This is a genomic window from Serratia ureilytica, assembly GCF_017309605.1.
Taxonomy (GTDB): Bacteria; Pseudomonadota; Gammaproteobacteria; order Enterobacterales; family Enterobacteriaceae; genus Serratia; species Serratia ureilytica.
Genome location: NZ_CP071320.1, coordinates 1715297 through 1736815 on the forward strand (window position 1 = coordinate 1715297; position 21519 = coordinate 1736815).

The 21519-nt window shown below is 58.8% G+C and carries 19 protein-coding genes and 1 tRNA gene; 11 read left to right on the forward strand and 9 right to left on the reverse strand.

What is annotated here, in order from left to right; all coding sequences use genetic code 11:
• Window positions 1-119 precede the first annotated feature (119 nt).
• Window positions 120-875 carry a glycosyltransferase family 2 protein gene (locus tag J0X03_RS07950; RefSeq protein ID WP_094143562.1) on the forward strand — a complete coding sequence of 252 codons (756 nt, stop codon included), beginning with the start codon at window positions 120-122 and terminating at the stop codon, window positions 873-875.
• Window positions 876-985: 110 nt separating this feature from the next.
• On the opposite strand, the gene J0X03_RS07955 is transcribed toward J0X03_RS07950, so the two are convergent.
• From J0X03_RS07955 to J0X03_RS07970, 4 genes are all read right to left on the reverse strand, one after another.
• The gene (locus tag J0X03_RS07955; protein WP_016927100.1) at window positions 986-2626 is read right to left on the reverse strand and encodes a Na+/H+ antiporter; all 1641 of its coding nucleotides are present in this window, start codon (window positions 2624-2626) and stop codon (window positions 986-988) included.
• A 195-nt stretch (window positions 2627-2821) separates the two neighbouring features.
• The gene (locus J0X03_RS07960) at window positions 2822-5161 is read right to left on the reverse strand and encodes a membrane-bound PQQ-dependent dehydrogenase, glucose/quinate/shikimate family (RefSeq protein WP_116286324.1); all 2340 of its coding nucleotides are present in this window, start codon (window positions 5159-5161) and stop codon (window positions 2822-2824) included.
• Between the two features lie 457 nt (window positions 5162-5618).
• Complete coding sequence (locus J0X03_RS07965; protein WP_154219870.1) at window positions 5619-5792, reverse strand: hypothetical protein; 174 nt, start codon at window positions 5790-5792, stop codon at window positions 5619-5621.
• Between the two features lie 495 nt (window positions 5793-6287).
• Complete coding sequence (locus J0X03_RS07970) at window positions 6288-7175, reverse strand: helix-turn-helix domain-containing protein (protein WP_089197211.1); 888 nt, start codon at window positions 7173-7175, stop codon at window positions 6288-6290.
• A 697-nt stretch (window positions 7176-7872) separates the two neighbouring features.
• Between J0X03_RS07970 and J0X03_RS07975 the strand changes: the two genes are divergently transcribed.
• The gene (locus tag J0X03_RS07975) at window positions 7873-8721 is read left to right on the forward strand and encodes a helix-turn-helix domain-containing protein (protein ID WP_223524802.1); all 849 of its coding nucleotides are present in this window, start codon (window positions 7873-7875) and stop codon (window positions 8719-8721) included.
• Between the two features lie 717 nt (window positions 8722-9438).
• On the opposite strand, the gene J0X03_RS07980 is transcribed toward J0X03_RS07975, so the two are convergent.
• A complete protein-coding gene (locus J0X03_RS07980) occupies window positions 9439-11358 on the reverse strand; it encodes a sigma-54-dependent Fis family transcriptional regulator (protein WP_160204401.1) in 1920 nt (639 codons plus the stop codon).
• Here J0X03_RS07980 and J0X03_RS07985 point away from each other — a divergent pair.
• The 3 genes from J0X03_RS07985 to J0X03_RS07995 are packed head-to-tail and all read left to right on the forward strand — an operon-like array spanning window position 11357 to window position 14190.
• Complete coding sequence (locus tag J0X03_RS07985; RefSeq protein WP_139120308.1) at window positions 11357-11581, forward strand: hypothetical protein; 225 nt, start codon at window positions 11357-11359, stop codon at window positions 11579-11581. The two genes, J0X03_RS07980 and J0X03_RS07985, sit on opposite strands and share 2 nt — an antisense overlap.
• Before the next feature lie 57 nt (window positions 11582-11638).
• Window positions 11639-12811, forward strand: coding sequence for an FMNH2-dependent alkanesulfonate monooxygenase (gene ssuD, locus J0X03_RS07990; RefSeq protein ID WP_047574561.1), 1173 nt, complete (start codon window positions 11639-11641; stop codon window positions 12809-12811).
• Entirely contained in the window at window positions 12811-14190 is a 1380-nt protein-coding gene (locus J0X03_RS07995; RefSeq protein WP_160204400.1) for an FAD/NAD(P)-binding protein, read from the forward strand. Before ssuD ends, J0X03_RS07995 begins: the two co-directional genes overlap by 1 nt.
• 28 nt (window positions 14191-14218) lie before the next feature.
• Here the strand turns inward: J0X03_RS07995 and J0X03_RS08000 are convergent, their stop codons facing one another.
• Entirely contained in the window at window positions 14219-14854 is a 636-nt protein-coding gene (locus tag J0X03_RS08000) for a flavodoxin family protein (protein ID WP_033651832.1), read from the reverse strand.
• Between the two features lie 115 nt (window positions 14855-14969).
• Here J0X03_RS08000 and J0X03_RS08005 point away from each other — a divergent pair, with 115 nt between their 5' ends.
• The 3 genes from J0X03_RS08005 to J0X03_RS08015 all read left to right on the forward strand — a co-directional run bounded on the left by J0X03_RS08005 (window position 14970) and on the right by J0X03_RS08015 (window position 16947).
• Window positions 14970-15866: a LysR substrate-binding domain-containing protein gene (locus J0X03_RS08005; protein WP_033643692.1), complete on the forward strand. Its 897-nt coding sequence runs from the start codon at window positions 14970-14972 to the stop codon at window positions 15864-15866.
• 69 nt (window positions 15867-15935) lie between these two features.
• Window positions 15936-16523 carry a nitroreductase family protein gene (locus J0X03_RS08010; RefSeq protein WP_033643691.1) on the forward strand — a complete coding sequence of 196 codons (588 nt, stop codon included), beginning with the start codon at window positions 15936-15938 and terminating at the stop codon, window positions 16521-16523.
• 130 nt (window positions 16524-16653) lie between these two features.
• Window positions 16654-16947 carry a DUF2623 family protein gene (locus tag J0X03_RS08015; protein WP_033643690.1) on the forward strand — a complete coding sequence of 98 codons (294 nt, stop codon included), beginning with the start codon at window positions 16654-16656 and terminating at the stop codon, window positions 16945-16947.
• Window positions 16948-16959: 12 nt separating this feature from the next.
• Here the strand turns inward: J0X03_RS08015 and J0X03_RS08020 are convergent, their stop codons facing one another.
• Window positions 16960-17529 (reverse strand): helix-turn-helix domain-containing protein, encoded by a 570-nt coding sequence (locus J0X03_RS08020; protein ID WP_033643689.1) that lies wholly within the window; start codon window positions 17527-17529, stop codon window positions 16960-16962.
• Window positions 17530-17567: 38 nt separating this feature from the next.
• Between J0X03_RS08020 and J0X03_RS08025 the strand changes: the two genes are divergently transcribed.
• A complete protein-coding gene (locus J0X03_RS08025) occupies window positions 17568-18086 on the forward strand; it encodes a GNAT family N-acetyltransferase (RefSeq protein ID WP_072627357.1) in 519 nt (172 codons plus the stop codon).
• Window positions 18087-18103: 17 nt separating this feature from the next.
• A complete protein-coding gene (locus J0X03_RS08030) occupies window positions 18104-18544 on the forward strand; it encodes a DMT family transporter (RefSeq protein ID WP_033651828.1) in 441 nt (146 codons plus the stop codon).
• Between the two features lie 57 nt (window positions 18545-18601).
• Here J0X03_RS08030 and J0X03_RS08035 read toward each other — a convergent pair.
• Window positions 18602-18677: transfer RNA gene (locus J0X03_RS08035), tRNA-Asn, on the reverse strand.
• A gap of 328 nt (window positions 18678-19005) precedes the next feature.
• Between J0X03_RS08035 and nac the strand changes: the two genes are divergently transcribed.
• A complete protein-coding gene (gene nac, locus J0X03_RS08040) occupies window positions 19006-19929 on the forward strand; it encodes a nitrogen assimilation transcriptional regulator NAC (RefSeq protein ID WP_033643686.1) in 924 nt (307 codons plus the stop codon).
• Between the two features lie 36 nt (window positions 19930-19965).
• Here nac and J0X03_RS08045 read toward each other — a convergent pair whose 3' ends face one another.
• On the reverse strand, window positions 19966-21429 hold the full coding sequence (locus J0X03_RS08045) for an AMP nucleosidase (protein ID WP_033643685.1): 1464 nt from the start codon (window positions 21427-21429) through the stop codon (window positions 19966-19968).
• Between the last annotated feature and the right edge of the window lie 90 nt (window positions 21430-21519).

Below are 21519 nucleotides of genomic sequence, written 5' to 3' on the forward strand. Positions count from 1 at the left end.
CTAAATACTTAATTGAAGAGGCGCTCGGGGCAGGAGAAGCGCTTTGGGCGCGCGCTTTTGCACGGCGCGCCCGCCGTTTTTGGTATGGACTGCATTTTCTCAGTGTCGTGGATTGTAAAATGGATTTTTGTAACCGGATTTCCGTGTGTTTATTGACGTTTAATTCATCGCGCCTGCTGCGTGACGTGTTGCAACCTGTGGCGGCGTTCGCCGATGAAATCATCGTGGTGGATTCGGGCAGTACTGACGGCACCTTGGCCATTTGCGACGACTTCAATATCAAGCCTCTTTATCACCCGTTTGAAACCCATGGCCGGCAAATGAATTACGCCATATCCCGCGCGCGACATGACTGGGTTTTGTGCCTGGACAGCGATGAGATCATGGATGATGAAGCGGTCGACGCGATGCGGCTTTTCAAGCGCACCCCAGGCCCCGACAAAAATAACGCCTATCGCATTCGTCGCGATTGGTTTGTGTTGGGACAGGCGGTCAGAACGCTTTATCCCGTCTCGTCACCAGATTTCCCCATTCGCTTTTTTCATCGCCAGGTGGTGAAGTTCAATGATGCGCCGGTAGATGATGCGGCGGAAGGGGGCGCATCCACCTTGATACTGGCCGGGCACGTTAAACACGACACTTTTTTCTCAATCGAGGAAGTGTTTGCCAAGCTGAACAGCTATACGGCGCGCGTGGTGAAATACAAGGCGATAAGGCCATCGATTCTCCGAGGGGTGATTAGCGCCATCGGCGCATTTTTCAAGTGGTACATTTTCAGCGGCGCCTGGAAAGCGGGCCGGGTCGGGGCCGTGACCGGCGTTTACGCGGTGTCCTACAGCTTTTTGAAGTATTTCAAGGCGTGGTACCACAGATAGCCGAACGGCGGACGTGGCGTGAGCTCCCGTTCGATTGCGGCGCGCGATTGCGGCGTTGGGCCGGCAATCGCGCGCCGAAGGCGGGGGGTGAACCGCCTTCATCTCCTCGTTTAAACGCTGTCTTCAGCGATCAGCACCTCAGTAATATCAATGCGATGCAGCAGCTTTCTCTGTTTCTCATGGCTGATTTTCTTCATGCGGCGCAGCCGGTACAGCTCTTCTCTTTCCGCGTGCAACGAGGCTAAGTACAGCTGCTTTTCCAGCCGCTTCAGCGCCACGATATTCTTAACGTCTTCTTTAGTCAGAATTTTACGTTGCAGCACGTCCAGCATCCGCCGCGTCGTTTCTTCAATCAGTTCCGGCGTGGCGTCGTCCGGCGGGGCGACGAGCAGCTTTTCCTTGGTTTCGTTGACGGCCTTGGTCGCCGCGCTCGCCAAGGCTTCTGAAACGGAGAAAGCCTCTTCCTGATCTTCTTCCGGCGGCAGATTGCCGCGCAACAGGAAGGGCAGCGTGACGATGCCGACGACGATCGAGAGCAAGATGACTCCCGAGGCGATAAACACCAGCTGATACCGCCCCGGGAATGGCGAGCCATCCAATAGAAACAGCGGAATTGACAGCACGCCCGCCAGGGTCACCGCCCCTCGCACCCCGGCAAAGGCGGCGACGAACAGATCGCGCGTGCTGAATTTCGAAAATAACAGCGGATCTTTGCGCATCAGGGTCGCGCTGCCGACCTTCATCAGCCACAGCCAAATCAAACGCACGGCGATCAAACTAAAATAGATGATCACCACGTAAGCCAGCAGTGTCTCCAGGCTGATGGAATGATCGATACCGGTTTGCGCCACGGTGAAGTTCAAGATGCCCGGCAGCTGCAGCCCAAGCAGAATAAACACCATGCCGTTAAACACGAACTCGAGCATTTCCCAAATATTATTGGTGCGTAAACGCACCAGCGGCATGCTGCGATTCACTTTGGATTGGCCAATCATCATGCCGGCGCTGACGGCGGCCAGGATGCCGGATACGCCGATTCTTTCCGCAATCAGATAGCAGGAAAAGGGCAATAACAGCGAGAAAATAATCTGGGTGGCGGAATCGTTATACATCCATTTATGGATGAACTTAACCATTTGATTATAGAGAAAGACAATAATGATGCCGCACAGCACCCCGCCAATCGATACCTGAAGAAAGGTCAGAAAGGCGCTCTCCAGGGTAAACGCCATCGCGCCGAGCGCGACAGCGATGGAGAAGTTGAGGGAAACCAACCCGGAGGCGTCGTTCATCAGCGCCTCCCCTTCAATTACGCTCATCACGGGTTTGGGCATGCGTCCTTTACCGACGATGCCGGACAGCGCCACGGCGTCCGTTGGCGACAGAACGGCGGCCAGGGCAAATGCGGCGGCGAGGGGGATTGACGGGAGCAGGAAGTGAATCAGATAACCCACCCCGACGACCGTGATGATCACCAGCACCAGGGCCAGACAAAGGATTTCTCTGCCGTAATGGATGAACTCTTGCGCCGGCGTTTTCCAACCGTCGGCGAACAGCAGCGGGGGAATAAACAGCATCAAGAAAAGCTCGGGATTGAAGTCGATATGCAACCCAAACTGCGGCCAGGCCAACACGGCGCCAACGATGATTTGCATCAGCGGAAGCGGGATTTGGAAGGGCAATATGCGCGTCACGACGCCGGACAACGAGACGGTGAGCAATAAGATCAATATGGTGAAGAATGTTTCCATCGTGAACCTTTTGTGGATTTAATTTTTCTCGCCGTTATCAAACGGTTTTTCTGCATGCCGCCGCCTCAGGCGGGCTCGTCGGCCAAGGCTGAGCAGCGGCCACGGCGGCCGCTGTCGATAAAGAAAGCGCAGTTGAGCAAAGCCGGTCTTCGCCCCGCTTGCCTGTGGAATGGCGCAGGCAAACGGGGCAAAGGGTTAAGGCAGCGCAAACGCCATCACGTAATCGCCGGTTTCTGACGAATGTGCGGCGCCGCCGACCACAATAACGATGTATTGCTTGCCGGTTTTAGGCGAAACGTAGCTCATCGGCGTCGCGCTCGCGCCGACCGGCAGCGCATATTTCCAGACTTCTTTGCCGGTGCTGCTGTTATAGGCGCGCAGATAATAGTCCTGGAAGCCGGCGAAGAAGACCAGGCCGCCGGCGGTCGTCATGGTGCCCGCGTAGGTGGGCATGCCAACCGGCATCGGCAGGTGCGATCTGATGCCCAGCGGCCCCATTTTTTCGGCGGTGCCGGCCGGTATCTGCCAGGCGATCTTTTTGTTTTTGTAATCGACGGCGGTGATCGTGCCGTAAGGGGGTTGGTTGCAAGGCACTTCGAGCGGCGACATCCACATCAACGTGATCATGCCGTATGGCGTGCCGATCATGGGAGAAGGCCCGTGGCCATCGATCACTTTTTGCGGGTACTGCTTCGCGACGCGTTCATAGCTGTCGCGCGCCACTAACCAAAACACATTCGGGATGCGCACATCGTTCATGTAAGCCATATGGTTCACAGGATCAATCGACATGCTCCCCCAGTTGAGTCCGCCTAAATTGCCGGGCTGCTCGAGCGTTGGGCGGGTGCCGATCGGGGTCATGTCGCCCTGGTAATTCATCTGTTTGAACAGGATGCGGCAGGCCATCTGGTCAAACAGGGTGGTGCCCCACATTTTTTCTTCGGTCAGGCGTTCGGCACCAATGGTCGGCATGCCGACGGAGAACGGCTGGGTTGGCGAGAGGCGCTCTTCCTCTGCGGCGCCTTGCGTCGGCACGGCTTTCTCTTCAACCTGCGCCAGCGGTTTGCCGGTCTCCCGGTTCAGGTAGAAAATCTGCCCGCGTTTGGTGCCGAGCAAAAGGGCGGGCACCGGGCGATGTTGCTCATCAAAACCGTCTACCAGCGCGGGTTGGGACGCGAGGTCATAATCCCAAATGTCGTGATGCGTGGTTTGGAATTTCCAGCGCTCACGGCCTGTTTCAATATCAATGGCGACCAGGGCAGAGTTGTACTCATCCGAATTTTCCGGGCGATTCATGCCGTAATAGTCGGGCGTTGCATTGCCAAGCGGCGCATACAACAAGCCTAATTTGTCGTCATAGGCGGCGGTGGTCCACATATTCGGCGTGCCGCGCGTATAGGTGCTTCCGGCCGGCGGCGCCTTGGTGATGCCCGGATTGCCTAAGTCCCACGCCCAGTCCAACTCGCCGGTTTTGGCGTCGAACGCCCTGATGACGCCGGAAGGCTCGCCTTTCATTACGTTATCGATAACCCAGCCGCCGACGATAATCTTCCCTCTGGCGATGGTCGGCGCCGAGGTTTGGAAGTAATAACCCGGTTTGACTTCCCCCATATGCTGGCCGAGATTCACCTCACCGTTTTGACCGAAGGCGGGGCATTTCTGGCCCGTTTTGGCATCCAGCGCAATGAGGCGGGCATCGATCGTGGTGTGAACGATCGTTTTCTCGCACAGAGCGCCTGGCGCAACATCCTCATTTTTGTAGTAGCCAAGCCCGCGGCAGCGTTGCCAAACGGGGGAGGTGGAATGCGAGTCAAATTTCCAGCGCGCTTTACCCGTATCGGCATCGATAGCGGTGATAAGACCGTTGGGCGTGCAGCTATACACCACATCATCAATCGCGAGCGGGGTATTTTGGTCCACGCCCGGCCGGAAATCGCCGGTGCGATACACCCAGGCGAGTTTCAGATCTTTGACGGTTGAACGGTTCACCTGATTGAACGGCGCGTAGCGCGTTCCTTCCGTCGTGCGGCCATAGGCGCTCCAATCGGCAGGCGCATTGTCGCTTTTGCTCTCGATAAACGTCACGTCGCCAGCAGGGGTAATTTCGCCATGGGGAAAGAAGGCGCCGATAAAGAAAGCGACAAAGGCCACGGATAATGCCGAACCGGCGATGTAAGCCTGCTTTTGACTCTTGGCGCCGTGCAGGTACGAGGGAAGTAAAAACGCGGCGATAATAGAGAGGCCGGCGGGCACCAGCAGACGAGGGAACAATGCCCAGTAGTTAAGCCCCGATTCCCAAAGCGCCCACAGCACCGTCATCAAAAACAGCAGGCCGGTTAAGTAACAAGCCGATTTGCTGCGCTTGAGGACCAGCACTGCGGCGGCGATGTAGCCTATCCCGGTAATGGCATAGTAGAACGATCCGCCGAGGGCGATCAGCCAAATTCCCCCCACGGTTAACGCGACGCCAGAAAAAACCAGCAAGCAAAAGAACGTGATTATTGCGGCTCTCTTACCAAACGATGTTCTAATCATATGTTTTCCTTTGACTTTTAAATCCACATTGGATCACCATCCCATCGCTGCCAACGCGTGAAAATGCCGGCGCGAAAGGCAAGGCATGTCCCGCCTTGAGACTTTTTATTCTTTAACGCTTTAGGGGCATTGAGTTGTCGTTTTGATATCCATTTCAACAGTGGCCATTGCGGCTTGGATCAGTCGCCAGACCAAGATAAGGGGTTTTTATTGGGCGATGACAGAACGCGCGCGATAAAAATAACCATCAACATTTTTATTTAATACCGGGTTGTAACCGTCTCGCAGAGATACGGTTTTGGGTGCGCTGGGCAATCCGATATTTTATTGCAGTGATAAGCGCATTGAATGAAAGAGCCTCTCTGGACTAATTATTTAGAGTGATGATGAATGCGAAATTGCTTTTAATCACGAGGTTGCGTAGAGGTTTACCCTGCGTTGAGTTCAGGGTGAAACATCATTCTTTATCAAGCCGGTGTCGATAGAAACGGCGAAAAAAATGATTTAATGCCATTCTTTCCCCATCGACATAGACAATATAACCTTTCCCGCGTTCGCCGACGGTGACTTTTTCAACATTAACATTAGGATAGTGTTTTTTTAGGTTTTTAGACCATACTTGAATACTCATAATTCTATTTTCCTGACGCGCTTTATTCTTGTTTAAGGCATATTGATAGCACCCGTAAAAATAAGTCTCGTAGAAATAAAATATCGTCACTACCTGGGGATGTCTACAAGCGTGCGGGCGGGATAAAGCGAAAAATGCCGGTTGCGCTCAGGCGGGGTATTTAGTGCAAATAGAATAAAAACAATAAGTTATCCAATCGGCCGCACAAAAAGCAAATGTGGGTAACACATTGATATTTAAGGTTTTGGTACGTAAGTCATATCGAAGTCAACGCTTAACGGATAAGCGGTAATTCCTTGTGGGGGCGAGAAGAACTCATCTTGGCGCGATCTTCATGGCGATATTGACGTGTTTTCCAATTAGATAAGTCTTAAAGTTGGCGCTTTGCAGCGAGTGGGTAATGAGTGGTTTTGAGCCTAAATTCAGCATAAATCTTTATTGTTTAATATAAATCATTACCCTTTTTAATAAATGGCAACGCCGATAGTGACAGGGTTACCGCGCTGGCCCTGGCGCTACCTCTTTCTCTCTGCGCTTGATAGGGAAGACAATGGGGATATAGGTCTTCATCTCTATTCTATCGCCGCCTTTGGGGGTGATAATTTCAATGAGAAAGCGATCGATCATGCCAACTTTATTTATCGGGAATGATTTGGTGTAGATACTTTGCGTGAATTTTTGCGCCTCATCGCTTGCGCCGTCATAACTGAACTCTGCATAAAGTTGCATGTCTTTTTTTCCCTGGGCGTCGGCCAGAGAGGCAAGCACGCTGCCAAGACAGTCTTCTTCAGAAATATAGAGGGTCTTCAAATAGATGCTGACGTAATTCTCTTTCTTGATGCTCGCGCCAAAATTGAAAAAGTTAATCACGCCGCTATCCGTTTTTTTCATGTTATCAATTGCCGCCAATCGCAGCGCGGAAACCGCAGGATGGAAGTGATCTATCTCTGCATCAACGCCATCCCCTGAATCGTCGAAAAATTTTGGCAGGTGCACATAGCGATGCTCGGGAATGCCGTCGAGAAACAGCAATGGGATGGCGGAGGATACGTCCCACGATTTACTTTTGCGATACTGCATCGGCGAGGTTCTGAATTGCTTGCGAAACGCCCGTTCAAAGGATTGATATGACTGAAAGTTCAGCGCTTTAACGATATCGGAAATAGAGAGGTTCGTCGCTTTCAACATAAATGCGGCGCGAATGAGTTTTCTGCCCCTCACATAGCTCCCGAAAGTCATCCCTGTTTCATCTTTAAACGCTTTTTGGATATGCCCGCGTGAATATCCGCTTTTTTCTGACAGCATCTCAACGGTGAGCTTCTCATTGAACCCACTTTCTTCCACCCAGGCGAGCAGCTCCTCAATGACTTTGGTTATAAACATGCAGGAGCTCCCTTTTAGTTATCTGCCTAATGGTTGCGTTGGGTAAAATAACGCGTTATCGGTATTCAGCGATAAGCCCCCAATTTATCCGTTCTTTTAGGAAATATCCTGAGTATAGAACGCTTGCAATATTAACGCGGTAAATTAAAAAAAATGTACTTAAAAGTGTCATTTACCAAATAGCAGCGTATGGCGAAGAAGGAGAAAGTGCAGGGATACATTTTAAGTGTATTAATTTATTGATTTTTATGAGTTTGTATGAATGAATCAAGGCGGTTGGAGCACATTTTTTGCTCATTGATAGATAAAAACTCTATATGGCTGTCAATTTATTGACAGTAACATCTTTTCGAATCGAAATAATTAACTATTCTATGTTTAAGAGTGGGTGGTTAAGCGGCAAATAGGCCAGGCAGGGGATTGCGCAATTAAATAATGGTTAATCCAAGGGGGTATCAAGGATAATGACATTCAGGGAGGAGTATGAGGGGGGTATTTTCACGAGAAATAGCGTTTGCTATTTATCTTCTGGCTGTGGTCTGCGTTTTTTGAGGCAGAATAAACGCTGAGCGTTGTTCTGTCTTGGCGTCCGTGGTTTATCAGCGTTTTTCCACACGACTTCTTTGTGAATCTCATCTTGTGCGAGAGGTGAATCGGCATCTTTCGCCCTGGAAATGATTTTTGTGCAACGTGATGCGTGGATATATTTGAACGGATATGGGAATGCCATTCTTCGAAAGAAAGCAAGCCGGACAGCTTTTGGTTCCGCAAGAAGAGAGATGCATTCAATAATAAAAATAGCAAGATGACAGGCTTTACTATGGATTGTTCTAACAAGTTCAGACGCAATATTTTAGATGAGATAATCGCTATCATTGAAAAAGCCATTGATACACAAAGCCATGTATCAATAAGGGCGCTATCCATTAAGTCAGGGTATTCCATCGGGCATTTACAGCGGATGTTCTATTTGTATGAAGGGATGAAGATAGGGACCTATATCAGAAAGCGCAGACTAAGCCGCGCGACGTTATTGCTGAAATGTACCGATATGAAGATCTATGAAATCGCGTTGCTCTCCGGGTTTAGTTCTCAGCAATCATTTAGCCGTGCGTTTTCAAATCAATTCGGTTGCCCGCCGAGAACATTCAGAACCCTGCGCGATTGGCCTTTTCTCAATTATCAACCGATTATTGGCTTCGATAAAGAGCCTTTCCCCAGCAGCATCGTGTACTTGAATTTGCATGAGTATTACGAGAATAAAAGGATCGTGCAACTGCTTTCGCCGGTAATCAGCCGGGGGCAGATGAAGGTAAACGTAAAGAATCCAATAACCTGTAGCCTGTACAACGCATCGGCAAAGTACATTGCGATCAGACGCAATGAAAAAAAGATGAGCGAAAACGAGTTCATCCTATCGCTCTATGAGGGGGTGTTGGCTTCCCTGGATATCTTCATCACGCAAAGCGTAATCTTTAAAATTCACGATCACTGCCCCGGTGAAAAGGAAAATGTCAGCATGTGGTATTTCATCCCGATAAAATGAGCTCTGTTTATCGCGCGCGGCAGCAGGTTGCCTGATCACAACGGAAAGCTTGGGTTATGCCATCGATATTTTGATGGCGCCCTCCCGTCAACGCCCCATAAGCCTGTTGCCGCCAACGGAACGGTTGGTGAAGAAGAAAAAAAACCGACCGCGAGGGTCGGTAAGCATGGGGTATTCAATAGGTATGACAACACTACAATTAAATAATAGCGCGCGTTGAGGTTTTGTCTTTACCGAAAAGTGTTATCTCACGGAACAATGGACTCGGCATGCGCGCATCCTCTTTGGCAATAAGACGTGAGGCCTGCGACGCGCAGGCGTCATGAAATGAAGATAAAAAAAGCCGGCGATTAACGCCGGCCAATGAAACATCGACAATCTCTCTGAGATGCACGGCCCTACACGGGAAATAAGGCCATGCAGTTGCTATGTAATCCTACCTGGCGCGCTTTTTTTTACCAAAAAACGATATTTTTGGCAGGGAAGCGGGGAAATAAAAAAGCCGGTCGTGACGACCGGCGAATGCGAAAATAACAGGGTAACGTTAATTGAAAGTGCACATAAAATGATAGCGAATTAATCCTAGCACTGACATCGGCGGTATATTTTACCTAAAAATGTCTTTGCGGCATTGGCATTACCGCCCGGCTCCGACGGCGATATGAGTTTGTGCGCAGAGGAGAAAGGGCGGCCGATGCTGCGCCCTCCGAAGCCAGGCTAAGATCCCAGCGGCCAAACCGCCTCGCGCACGGCGATCGCTTTGGGCAACAGCCCCAGGGCGTAGAAGCGGTCGGCGATGCTTTGCTGCTGGCGGATCACCTGCAAATCCATGGCGCGGATCTCGTGGCTGCGGCGCGACAGCGCGAGTTCCAGCGAGGCGCTCGCCAGCCCCAGTTCGTCGGAAAGGTGACGAGCGGCTTCTCTCGGCTGCGCGGCAATGTAGCGGCCGGTGTGCTGCAATGCTTGCATCAGCGGCTGCAACAGATCGCCCGAGCGCTCGGCGAACTCGCGGCGCGCCAGATAGAATTGCTGATTGAGCACCCGTTGGGTGCCGTCGGCGATCACGCGCAGTTCCCCGCTGCGCTGCGCGTCGCTGAGCAGCGGATCCCACATCATCCAGGCGTCCACCGCCTGCAGGTCGGTCGCCGACAGCGGATACTTCGGCGGCGCATAGACGATGCGCACATCGTTCAACGTCAGTCCCTGTTCGTCCAACATCTGCAGCAATAAATAGTGCACGTTGGAGCCTTTGTTGAGCGCGATGCGTTTGCCGCGCAGATCGGCGGCGCTGCGTATCGGGCTGTCTTGCGGCACCACCATCGCCACGCTTTGCGGCGCCGGCGGCTCAAACCCGACATACACCAGCGCGTTGCCCTGCGCCTGCGCGAAGATCGGCGGCACTTCGCCGGTGGTGCCGAAGTCTATTTCATCGCCGTCGAGCGCGTGCAGCAGCTGCGGCCCGGCGGGAAACTCGCTCCACAGTACGCTGATGCGCTGTGCGGCGAAGTGCTGTTCCAGGCTTTGCCGCGCCTTGAGCACGCCGAGGTTGCCAAATTTTTGATAGCCGATGCGCAGTTCGCGTTCGGGCAGCGGCGCTGCGCTGATGGCCGGCGAATGCGCGGGCGCGCCGACGCTGCGGCGGCGCGGTTTGATCAGGCCAAGATGCGCCAAATGGGTGCGCAGGGTATTGCGGCTGACGCCGAGCAAGGCCGCCGCCTGCAGCTGGTTGCCGCCGCTGCGTTCGAAGGCGTTGCGCACCAGCGCATCCAGCACCCGTTGGTAGAGCTGGATACCGTCGCCTTGTAACTGCTGCTGCACGAAGCGATCGATGGCGTCGTCACCGCCGCCGCCGTGATCCGTCAGGCGTTGCGTGAGCCGCAGTTGCTGCGGGGCGATCGGCCCCTCCTGGCTCAGCAAGACCGCATTATGCAGCGTGTTCTCCAGCTCGCGCACGTTGCCGGGCCAGGGGTAGTCCAGCAGCGCCTGCTGCGCCTCCACCGTCAACTGCAGCGGCGGCCGTCCCAGCCGGCGGGCGTACAGCGCAAGAAAGTGTCTGATCAGCGCCGGAATGTCCTCCGGCCGCTGGCGCAACGGGAGTAAGGTCACCGCCGCGACGTTCAGCCGGTAATAGAGATCTTCGCGGAAGCGTCGTTGGCGGATTGCGCCGGCCAGATCGACGTGGGTGGCGGCGATGACCCGCACATCGATCTTCAGCGGTTTGCGCGAACCGACGCGGGTGATTTCCCGTTCCTGCAACACGCGCAGCAGCTTGACCTGCAGCGACAGGTTGAGTTCGCCGATCTCGTCCAGCAGCAGGGTGCCGCCTTCCGCCGCTTCGAACCAGCCCTGATGGGTGCCGACGGCGCCGGTGAAGGCGCCTTTCTCATGGCCGAACAATTCGGCTTCCGCCAGGCTTTCCGTCAGCGCGCCGCAGTTGACCGCCAAAAAAGGGCGATGGCGGCGCGCGCTGTGGTGGTGCAGATAGCGCGCCACCACCTCTTTGCCGGTGCCGGTTTCGCCGACGATCAGTACGGTGGCATCGGTGGGGGCCAGCCGATCGAGCACGCTTTGCAGAGCGAGCGACGCCGGATCGATCAGCACCGGTTTGTCGGCGGCGAACGGTTGGGGATCGTACATGGGCGTCTCCTGGCTGACGGCGAAGGGGGAAAAAAATCTTATCCCAGCCCATGAGCGGCCGCGAGAGGGTAAAAGGCGCACGGTGCTGCATTGGCAACAGCTTTTCGCCGCCGCCTGCTGCCAATGCAGCAGCGCTTGGGCGGTGATGTCTTTTCAACGCATTGATATGCATTGCTTTTTAAAATCCGCCACTGTGGCATGCATCCTGCTTTTCGTTTTATAACCAAGCAAGATTTTTCTATCGATAAATATTGAGAATAGTTATATAGGAAAAGCATAAATGACTGAGTCAGCGAAAGAACGCATCAACGTTTTCTGGTTTCTGCCGACCCACGGCGATGGCCGCTATCTGGGCACGGCGCAGGGCGGGCGCCCGGTAGACTTGCCTTACTTGCAGCAAGTGGCGCTGGCCGCCGATAACCTCGGCTATTACGGCGTGCTGATCCCAACCGGTAAAAGCTGCGAGGATTCCTGGTTGGTGGCGGCGGCGCTGGCACCGCTCACCCGTCGGTTGCGCTATCTGGTGGCGGTGCGCCCCGGCCTGCAGCCGCCGAGCCTGGCGGCGCGCATGGCCGCGACGCTGGACCGGTTGTCGGACGGGCGCCTGCTGATCAATGTGGTGACCGGCGGCGATCCGGTGGAAAACAAAGGGGATGGCATCTTCCTCAGCCATGCCGAACGCTACGAGGTGACACAGGAATTTCTCACGGTGTATCAACGGCTGCTGCAAGGGGAGAAGGTGGATTTCAGCGGTAAGCATATTCGCGTCGAAGGCGCCGAATTGCTGTTCCCGCCGGTACAGGAAAACGGCCCGCCGCTCTATTTCGGCGGCTCCTCGCCGGAAGCGATCGACATCGCCGCCGGGCAGATCGACACCTACCTGACCTGGGGCGAGCCGCTGGCTCAGGTGGCGGAAAAGCTGGCGGCGGTGCGCCAGTGCGCCGAGCGGCAGGGACGTAAACTCAGCTACGGCATTCGTCTGCACGTTATCGTGCGCGAAACCGAAGACGAAGCCTGGGCGGCGGCCGAGCGCCTGATCGCGCATCTGGATGACGACACCATCGCGGCGGCGCAGCAGATCTTTGCGCGCATGGACTCCACCGGCCAGCGCCGCATGAGCGAGCTGCATGGCGGCTCGCGCGAGAGTCTGCGCATCGGCCCCAACCTGTGGGCCGGCGTCGGCCTGGTGCGCGGCGGCGCCGGCACCGCGTTGGTGGGCAATCCGCAGCAGGTGGCGGCGCGCATACGCGAGTATCAGGCGCTGGGCATCGACAATTTCATCCTTTCCGGCTATCCGCATCTGGAAGAGGCCCACCGCTTCGCCGAACTGGTGATGCCGCTGTTGCCGCTGGCGCAGCCGGCCCATCAGACGGCCCGCACGATCAATACCGGCCCGTTCGGCGAAACCATCGGCGGCGATCGTCGTCCCGGCCCGGCGCAGCGGGAGGGCTGATGGCGAAGCGTGCCCATATTATCGTTATCGGCGGCGGTTTCACCGGCGCGGCGCTGGCGATCCAGCTGGCGCGCGGAGCGGTGGATGTCACGGTGATCGAACCGCGCGCGGCGCCGGGCTATGGCGTGGCCTACTCGACCACTGAACCGACCCACCGCATCAACGTCCCGGCCGATCGGATGCAGCTGGCGGATGAGCCGGCGGGGGATTTTGACCGCTGGTATCGCCTGGGCGGCGGATTGGCGGCCGATCCGCAGGCGTTGTGGCGCGACGGTAAAGCCTATCCGCAGCGCGGCGCCTTCGGCCGCTATGTCGAGGAACGTTTCCATCAGGCGGCGCAGTCGGGCCGGGCCCGCTTGCGGCACCTGCGCGATCGGGCGCTGCACCTGCAGCCGCAGGCGCAGGGCGCGACCGTCATCACCGCCGGCGGCGAACGGCTGTGGGGCGACTATGTGGTGTTGGCGACCAGCCATCCGCCGCCCGCGCTGCCGCGGCAGATCGCCCCGGAGCTGGCGCGCGATGCGCGTCTGATCGCCAATCCCTGGGCGGCGGAGGCGCTGGACGAAGTTGAACCCGGTGAGGCGTTGGCGATCGTCGGCACTGGGTTAACGATGGCCGATACGGTGGCGGCGTTGCACCGCCGCGGGCATCGCGGGCCGATTACCGCCTTCTCTCGTCACGGCCTGCTGCCGCGCCCCAATGCCGAAGGGGAGTACCCGACATGGTCGTTTGCCCCGCCCGCCGGACTGCGCGATGGGGTGCGGCAGGTGCGCCTTGAGGTGGCGCGCGCCGCTCGGCAACGGGTGCCGTGGCAGGCGGTGTTGGACGCGGTGCGCGCCCAGGGGCAGCGCCTGTGGCAAGCGTTGACGCCGACCGAACAGCAGCGCTTTCTGCGGCATTTGCGCGCCTATTGGGACGTGCATCGCTATCGCCTTGCGCCGCAGGTGAGCACGTTGCTGGCGGAGCAACAGGCGGCGGGCACGCTGCAGGTATTGGCCGCTCGTTTGCGTAGAGCGGAGCGAACGCCGCAGGGCGTAAGGTTGACGATTCTGCCGCGCCAAGGCGCAGAGCGTGCGCTGCAGGCGCAGCGGCTGCTGATCACCACGGGCCCGGCCCATGCCGGGCTGATCGCCGCCAGCCCCTTGCTCCATTCACTGGCGGAGCAGGGGGCGCTGCGCGCCGATCCGCTGGGGCTGGGGCTGTGGGTCAATGCTGACAGCCAGGCGATCGGCGGCGACGGCCTGGCCAACCCGCGCCTGCTGGTGGCCGGCCCGGCGGCGCGCGGCCGCTTCGGCGAACTGATGGGGCTGCCGCAGGTGGCGGAACACGCCGAAAGCGTCGCGCGTCATCTGCTGGCGGCGATCGCCGCCGGAGGGTGACAGTGCGATTTACCGGCAGACTCAAGCGTCAGTCCGCCCACACCTGCGTGCTGCGCGGGCTGTCCATCTGATAATCCGAATAGGGGCGGGTGAAGAACTCGCGCCCCAACTCGCGGGCGGCCCGCAGCGGGTTGCGCGGATCGCGGGCGATCTCGCCGCGCTGGTTGCCGGCGCCGTGCACCAGCCCAACGAAGGCGGAATGGGTGTAACGGCTGAACTCCTGGATCTGATGCACGATGCCCAGCGCCGCGCCGGGGTAGGTCTCTTCCGACGCCACCGCCAGCCCGATGCGCTTGCCGCTCATGCGTTGGTGCACGTCCGCCGCCTGAGGGTAGGCATTGGAATAGAAGCTGAACGAGCGATCGAAAAAGGCCTTGGTTTGCGCCGACATGCCGTACCAGTAAATCGGCGTGCAAAACACCGCGCCGTCGGCCGGCAGGAAGTGCTCCAGGAACAGCTCGGCGTAGCGATCGGCCGGCGGCGGCGTATGGCGTTCATCGCTCAGAAAACCGCTCAGGTAATCGTCGAGAAAATGCAGGCTGGCGAGGGTGCCGGCTTCGGCGGCGCCCGCCATGATCGCCTGTGCCAGCGTGGCGCTGTTGCCGTCGCGGCGCGGGCTGCCGACCAGCACCGCCAAACGCTTGGGTTGATGAGTTGCATTCATGTCATATTCCTCTGTGTGAAATGAATTCAGCCTTACTCTAGAAACAAACCCCGGCGGGCGACAAATGACGGCTTTTCTGCCAGGATGAATTCAACTCACCTGGAGAGGCTTCGCCATGTTCGCCACGCTGCCCGTCAACGCATTACGCACCTTCGAATCCGCCGCTCGCCTGCGCAGCTTCAAGCTGGCGGCGGCCGAACTGGCGGTGACGCCGACGGCGATATCACACCAGATCAAAGCGCTGGAGCAGCAGTTGGGGTTTGCGCTGTTCGAGCGGGTGCCGCGCGGCGTGCGGCTGACACCGAAGGGGGAAACGCTGTTTGCCGGGGTGCACGGCGCGCTGCTGGACGTCGCCGCCACGCTCGAAGGCCTGCGGCCGCAGCCCAGCGCAGGATCGCTGTGCGTTTCGGTGACGCACTCGTTCGCGGCGCTGTGGCTGGTGCCGCGCCTGGGGCGCTTCTATCAGGCGTATCCGCACTATCTGGTGCGCCTGGAGGCCTGCGCCGAGGTGATCGATCTGCAGCAAGACGCCAGCGTGGACGTGGCGGTGCGCTACAGCCGCGCGCACTATCCCGCGCTGCATCAGGCGGCGCGGCTGGAGGAAAGCTTTGGCGTCTACGCCGCGCCGGGGCTGGCCGCCGCCGAGCCGGAAAATCCGGTGCTGATCACCGTCAAGTGGGGGGATTCGGCGCTGTACGACAGCGGCTGGCATGACTGGTGCCGGGCCGCCGGGGTCGATTGGTGGCGGCGCCATGCGGCGATGCGCAGCTATCACGAGGAGCATTACGCCCTGCAGGCGGCGGTGGCCGGGCAAGGGTGGGTGCTCGCCAGTTCGGTGATGGTGTCCGAGATGGTGGACAACGGCCTGCTGGCGGCGTACCGGCCCGAGGTGCGCGTACCGGGCGCCGCATACAGCGTGCTGTGCGCGCCGGGGCGCGAGCGGCATCCGCCGGTCAGGGCGTTTCTGGCCTGGCTGCAGCAGGAATTGCCGCAGGACAATGGCACGAAATAAAAGTTTTACCGTCCTAAGCTGTGGGAATATCAGCGAACTTTTGTTTTTACTTCACTGCGAGAACCTATCATGAGCCAGCCAAGAATCTCCGATTACCCGATTGATGCGCAATTTATCGAGCGCTGGTCGCCGCGCGCGATGACCAACGACGCCATCGACGATCAAACGCTGCTGAGCTTCTTTGAAGCGGCGCGCTGGTCGCCTTCGGCCTACAACATTCAGCCGTGGCGCTTTGCCTACAGCAAGCACGGCTCCGACAGCTGGGAGAACTACCTGGAGTTCCTGATCGACTTCAACCGCGGCTGGGCGCAACACGCCTCGGCGCTGGTGGTGATCGTCTCCAAAACCACCAGCCTGAACGGCGAGCGGCTGGTGGACAACCCGACCCACGCGTTCGACACCGGCGCCGCCTGGGCCAACCTGGCGCATCAGGCGCACCTGAAAGGCTGGCTGACCCACTGCATGAGCGGCATTCACCACGACAAGATTAAGGCGGCGCTGCAGCTGCCGGACGACTATGCGGTGCACGCCATGGTGGCGATCGGCAAACCGGGCGACAAATCCCGCCTGCCGGATTTCCTGCAGGAAAAAGAGGCGCCGTCGGGCCGCCTGCCGCTGGGCAACACCGTCAGCGAAGGGTTGAATTTCACGCTGTGATCGCGCCTTCTCGCCGAGGCCCGCTTGGCGGGCCTTTTTTATGCGGCGAGTAAAACTTTGGGAGTATGTTCGCGTTCGCCCATTCGCTGTATATTTTGTTATATAGCGATTGCGTGATAAGGAGGAACCGATGGGGGATCATTTTGGCAAAGGGCTGTTGGCGGGATTAAAAGCGGACAACCTGAAACCCGAGGCGGAGCTGTCGCGCTTTTGCTCCGACTACAAGCGCGGTTTCGTGCTCGGCTATGCGCACCATTTGGCGCAGCGCTGCGGCGACGAGAACCGGGCGGCGTTCGAGGCCGGGCAGCTCAGCCGCGCCTATGGGCTTGGCAGCGAGCCGATGAGCGAGTTCTTCTCCGGCGGCGACAGCCGGTTGGCGGAGAAGTTTTTCCGCGCCGGCTATAACCGCCCGGCGCAGGGTTAGGGCAGACGGCCGTCAGGCGGCGCTCAGCACTGCCACCATATACACGCACGGTTGGTCGCTCTGATTTTCAAATCGGCAGTCCGCTGGCGGGCCGAGCTCCAGGCAGTCTCCCTCGGCCATCTCATGGCGCGCGTCACCCTCGATAAAGACCAGTGCGCCGGATAAGACCCAGATCAGCTGACGTTTGAACGCGTACACCGAAGCCGGCATCGGGATCGCCGCGCCGGCCGGCAGTTCGATGCGCACCAGATCGAGCGGCAAATCGGTGCGGGGCGACACGTGGCGCCGCACGTAACCGCTCTCGGGATCGACCCAGACCGGCTGATCTTCCCGGCGCAGCAGCCGGCCTTCCTGCGTTTCCGCTCGGGCGATCAGCTTGGACATGCTGAGGCCGAACGCGCCCGCCAGTCTGCCCAACAGCATCGCCGTCGGGCTGCTCTCGCCGCGTTCGATCTTATGAACCATCGCCCGTGAGACGCCAGCCCGTTCGGCCAAATCGGACAGCGACCAGTGGCGCGCTTCGCGTTCAATGCGAATGCGTGCGCCGATCAGCTGATTTAGATTGTCTAATTTAATATTCATATCGTAGTATTATAGTGGACAATTGGCCGGGGTAAACCATGATTATACGAAATGCGACGTTCAACGATAGCGCGGCGATTGCCGCTATCTATAACGACGCGGTGTTGAACAGCACCGCCATCTGGAATGAACAAACCGTGGATGCGGCCAACCGCGCGGCGTGGATCGGCGAACGGCAGGCGGCGGGTTACCCGGTGCTGGTGGCGGTGAACGCCGAGGACGAGGCGATCGGCTACGCGTCGTTCGGCGACTGGCGCGCCTGGGACGGTTATCGCCACACCGTGGAACATTCGGTGTATGTCCATCAGGCGCATCGCGGCGCAGGGATTGGCAAGGCGCTGCTGCTGGCGCTGATCGCACGGGCGCGGGAAATCGGCAAACATGTGATGGTGGCCGGCATCGAATCCGGCAATCAGGCCTCGATTAAGCTGCATCTGGCGCTGGGATTCCGCGACGTGGGGCGCATGGAACAGGTGGGCGCCAAATTCGGCCAATGGTTGGATCTGACGTTCCTGCAACTGAGGCTCGACGAACGGGCGACGCCGCCCGCGCGCTGATCCCGGGAGACAGGGCGATGAATATGCTGTTACTGCTGATCGCGGCCGGGATGGGGCTGGTGGTGCAGAATCTGCTGATGGTGCGCATCACCGAAAGCGTCTCGACCATCCTTATCACGCTGGTGATCAACTCCAGCGTCGGTTTGTTGCTGCTGGTGGGGTTGCTGCTGGCCAAAAACGGCCTCGGCGCGGTGGCGGAAGTGACCGGCGCCGCCAAATGGTGGATGCTGTTGCCGGGGCTGCTGGGATCGCTGTTCGTGTTCGCCGGCATCCTGGGCTACCAAAAACTGGGCGCGGCGGCCACCATTTCGATCCTGGTCGCCAGCCAGCTGTGCATGGGGCTGTTGGTGGACGTCTACCGCGCCGGCCCGGCGGCGCTGCGCGAGAATCTGCCGGCGCTGTTCGGCGCCTTGTTGCTGGTGGCGGGCGCCTATCTGGTGGCGAAACGCAGCTTTTGACGGCGGCTGAAAGGCAAAAAGCCCGCTTAAGTTTCCTTAAGCGGGCTTCTCTAAATATGGCTCCTCTGACTGGACTCGAACCAGTGACATACGGATTAACAGTCCGCCGTTCTACCGACTGAACTACAGAGGAATCGTTTGAACGGGGCGAATAATAGCGGGGCGGTTGCGGCTTGTAAAGCGCGAAAACGCCCGGCGCGCGCGTTTGCTGCAAGATTACCCAACCTGCTGCTTTTTCTCGCTTTTATCGCTTACCTCACGCGCAGCGCCGCCGGATTGCCCGCTGAGGCGGCGCCGTTGCCTGCCGGTGGTGCAACGCGTGCCCTGCGTTGTGGCGCGCCTCGCCCGATAAACGGCCATTTGCCGCCGTTTTTGGCCTTTTGACGACTCTGGCCTGGATCTTGCTGCGGTTGCATGACCGGATTTCGGCATTCTCAATTTAGCGGCTCGCTGGAGGCACTATGAATCTCAGACGTCTGAAGTACTTCGTGAAAATCGTCGATGTCGGCAGCCTGACCCAGGCGGCGGAGGTGTTGCATATCGCCCAGCCGGCGCTCAGCCAGCAGTTGGCGACGCTGGAGGGGGAGCTGAAGCAACAGCTGCTGATCCGCACCAAGCGCGGAGTGCAGCCGACCGAGGCCGGCAACATTCTGTATGCCCACGCGCAAACCATTTTGCGCCAGTGCGAGCAGGCGCAGAGCGCGGTCAACAGCGCCGGGCAGGCGATGAGCGGCCAGGTGTCTCTCGGGTTGGCGTCGGGGAGCACCGCAGCGCAGCTGGCGCTGCCGCTGCTGCAAACCCTGCGCGATCAGCAGCCGGGCATTTTGCTCAGCCTGCATGAAAACAGCGGCGCGGCGCTGGCCGGACAGGTGGCCAACCAAACGCTGGACATGGCGATGGTCTACGGCGCCAAAATGCCCGCCGGTCTGCACACCGTCGCGCTGATGCGGGAGGATCTCTATCTGGTGGCGACGCGCGCGGTGCCGCATCCCGGTAACAGCGTCGAGCTGCTGGACGTGGCGCGGCTGAACCTGTTCCTGCCGCGCGAGGGGGATGCGGTGCGCAACCAACTGGAGGAGGCGATGGCGCTGCGCAAGCTGGCTGTCAACGTGGTGGGGGAGATTGAATCCTCGGGTGCGCTGAGCGCCGCGATCGCCGGCGGGTTGGGGGCGACCGTATTGCCGGAGTCGGTGGCGCGCGCGATGATCGGCCCGGCCAAGGCCTGGATGGCGCGCATCAATGCGCCGACGATGTCGGTGCCGCTGTCGCTGTGCATGTCGGGCCAACAGTCGCTGTCCGCCCCGGCGCTGCTGGTGAAAGACCTGCTGCTGTCGATCGCCGGTGGCCGCAGCCAGGAGAAGCGCGCGCTGGCGCTGGTGCGTTGAGGAAAAAACGGCCCGCCGCAGCGGGCCTGAGCACCGTTATCGGAACGGCGGTTCGTTGAAGGTGCGCAGCTTGCGTGAGTGCAGGCGATCGCCCTCGGCGCGCAACAGATCGATGGCGCAGATGCCGATCTGCAGGTGTTCTGAGATTGCCCCTTCATAGAAGCGGTTGGCCTGGCCCGGCAGTTTTATTTCACCGTGCAGCGGTTTGTCGGAGACGCACAGCAGCGTGCCGTACGGCACCCGGAAGCGGTAACCCTGAGCGGCGATGGTGGCGCTCTCCATGTCGACCGCCACCGCGCGGCTGAGGTTGAAGCGGCGCGCCGAAGCGGAGTAACGCAGCTCCCAGTTGCGATCGTCGGTGGTGACCACGGTGCCGGTGCGCAAACGCTGTTTGACCTCTTCACCGGGCATGCCGCTGACCATCTTGGTGGCGTCGTACAGGGCGCGCTGCACCTCGGCGATGCTCGGGATCGGGATATCCGGCGGCAGCACCGCATCCAGCACGTGATCGTCGCGCAGATAGGCGTGGGCCAGCACGTAATCGCCGATCTTCTGGCTTTCGCGCAGGCCGCCGCAGTGGCCGATCATCAGCCAGGCGCTCGGGCGCAGCACCGCCAGGTGATCGCAGATGGTTTTGGCGTTGGACGGGCCGACGCCGATGTTGATCAGCGTGATCCCTTGGCCGGTGCGCGAGATCAGGTGATAGGCCGGCATCTGGTGGTTTTTCCACGCCAGATCGGACACCGCCTGTTCGGGCGCGCTGGTTTCCGGCGTGATGTAGGTGCCGCCGGCGCTGGAGAGCGCGATGTACGGGCTGGCCGGATCGGCGATCTGCGCGCAGGCCCAGCGCACGAACTCGTCCACATAGCGGGTGTAGTTGGTGAACAGCACGAACGGCTGGAAATGCTCCACCGGGGTGCCGGTGTAGTGCCGCAGACGCGCCAGCGAGAAATCCGCGCGCAGCGCATCGAAATGCGACAGCGGGAAATGGTTGTCGGTGGTGTGATACAGGCCGTCGGCGGTCTCGTCACCGATCTGCGCCAGCTCGGTGGTGGGGAAATGCTGCGCGATACCGGCGCTCATTGAGCGATCGAGTGCCAGGCTGGAGCCGTCGATCACATAAGGGAACGGGATCTCCTGCTGCGACGGCGCCACTTCGATATGGGCGGCGTAGTCGTGTTCCAGCATCGCCAGCTGTTCGGCCAGATAGTGGCGGAACAGCTGCGGCCGGGTCACGGTGGTGCTGTAGCTGCCGGGATGGGTAAAGCGGCCGAAGGCGCGGGTTTTGTTCGGGCCGGACTGCTGCCCGTCCCAGCTGACGCGCAGCTCGGGATACACGAACAGCCCGGCGGCGCGCGCCTGCGGGTCCGGCAGGGTGCCGTGGCTGATAAAGTCACTGACCGCCTGCCGCAGCGCGTCTACCGCGGCGTCATACAAGGCTTCCAGTTGATCGAGTGCCTGATCGGCGCTGAGGCCGCTGCGAGGTGGGGCATAGCTCATACTTTCTCCTTCGATGTCCCGGCTCTGGGGCGGGATTGGCGGCGTTTCACCGTCACAGGTTAGCCGAAGCAGGGCGTAAAAGCTTGGTCG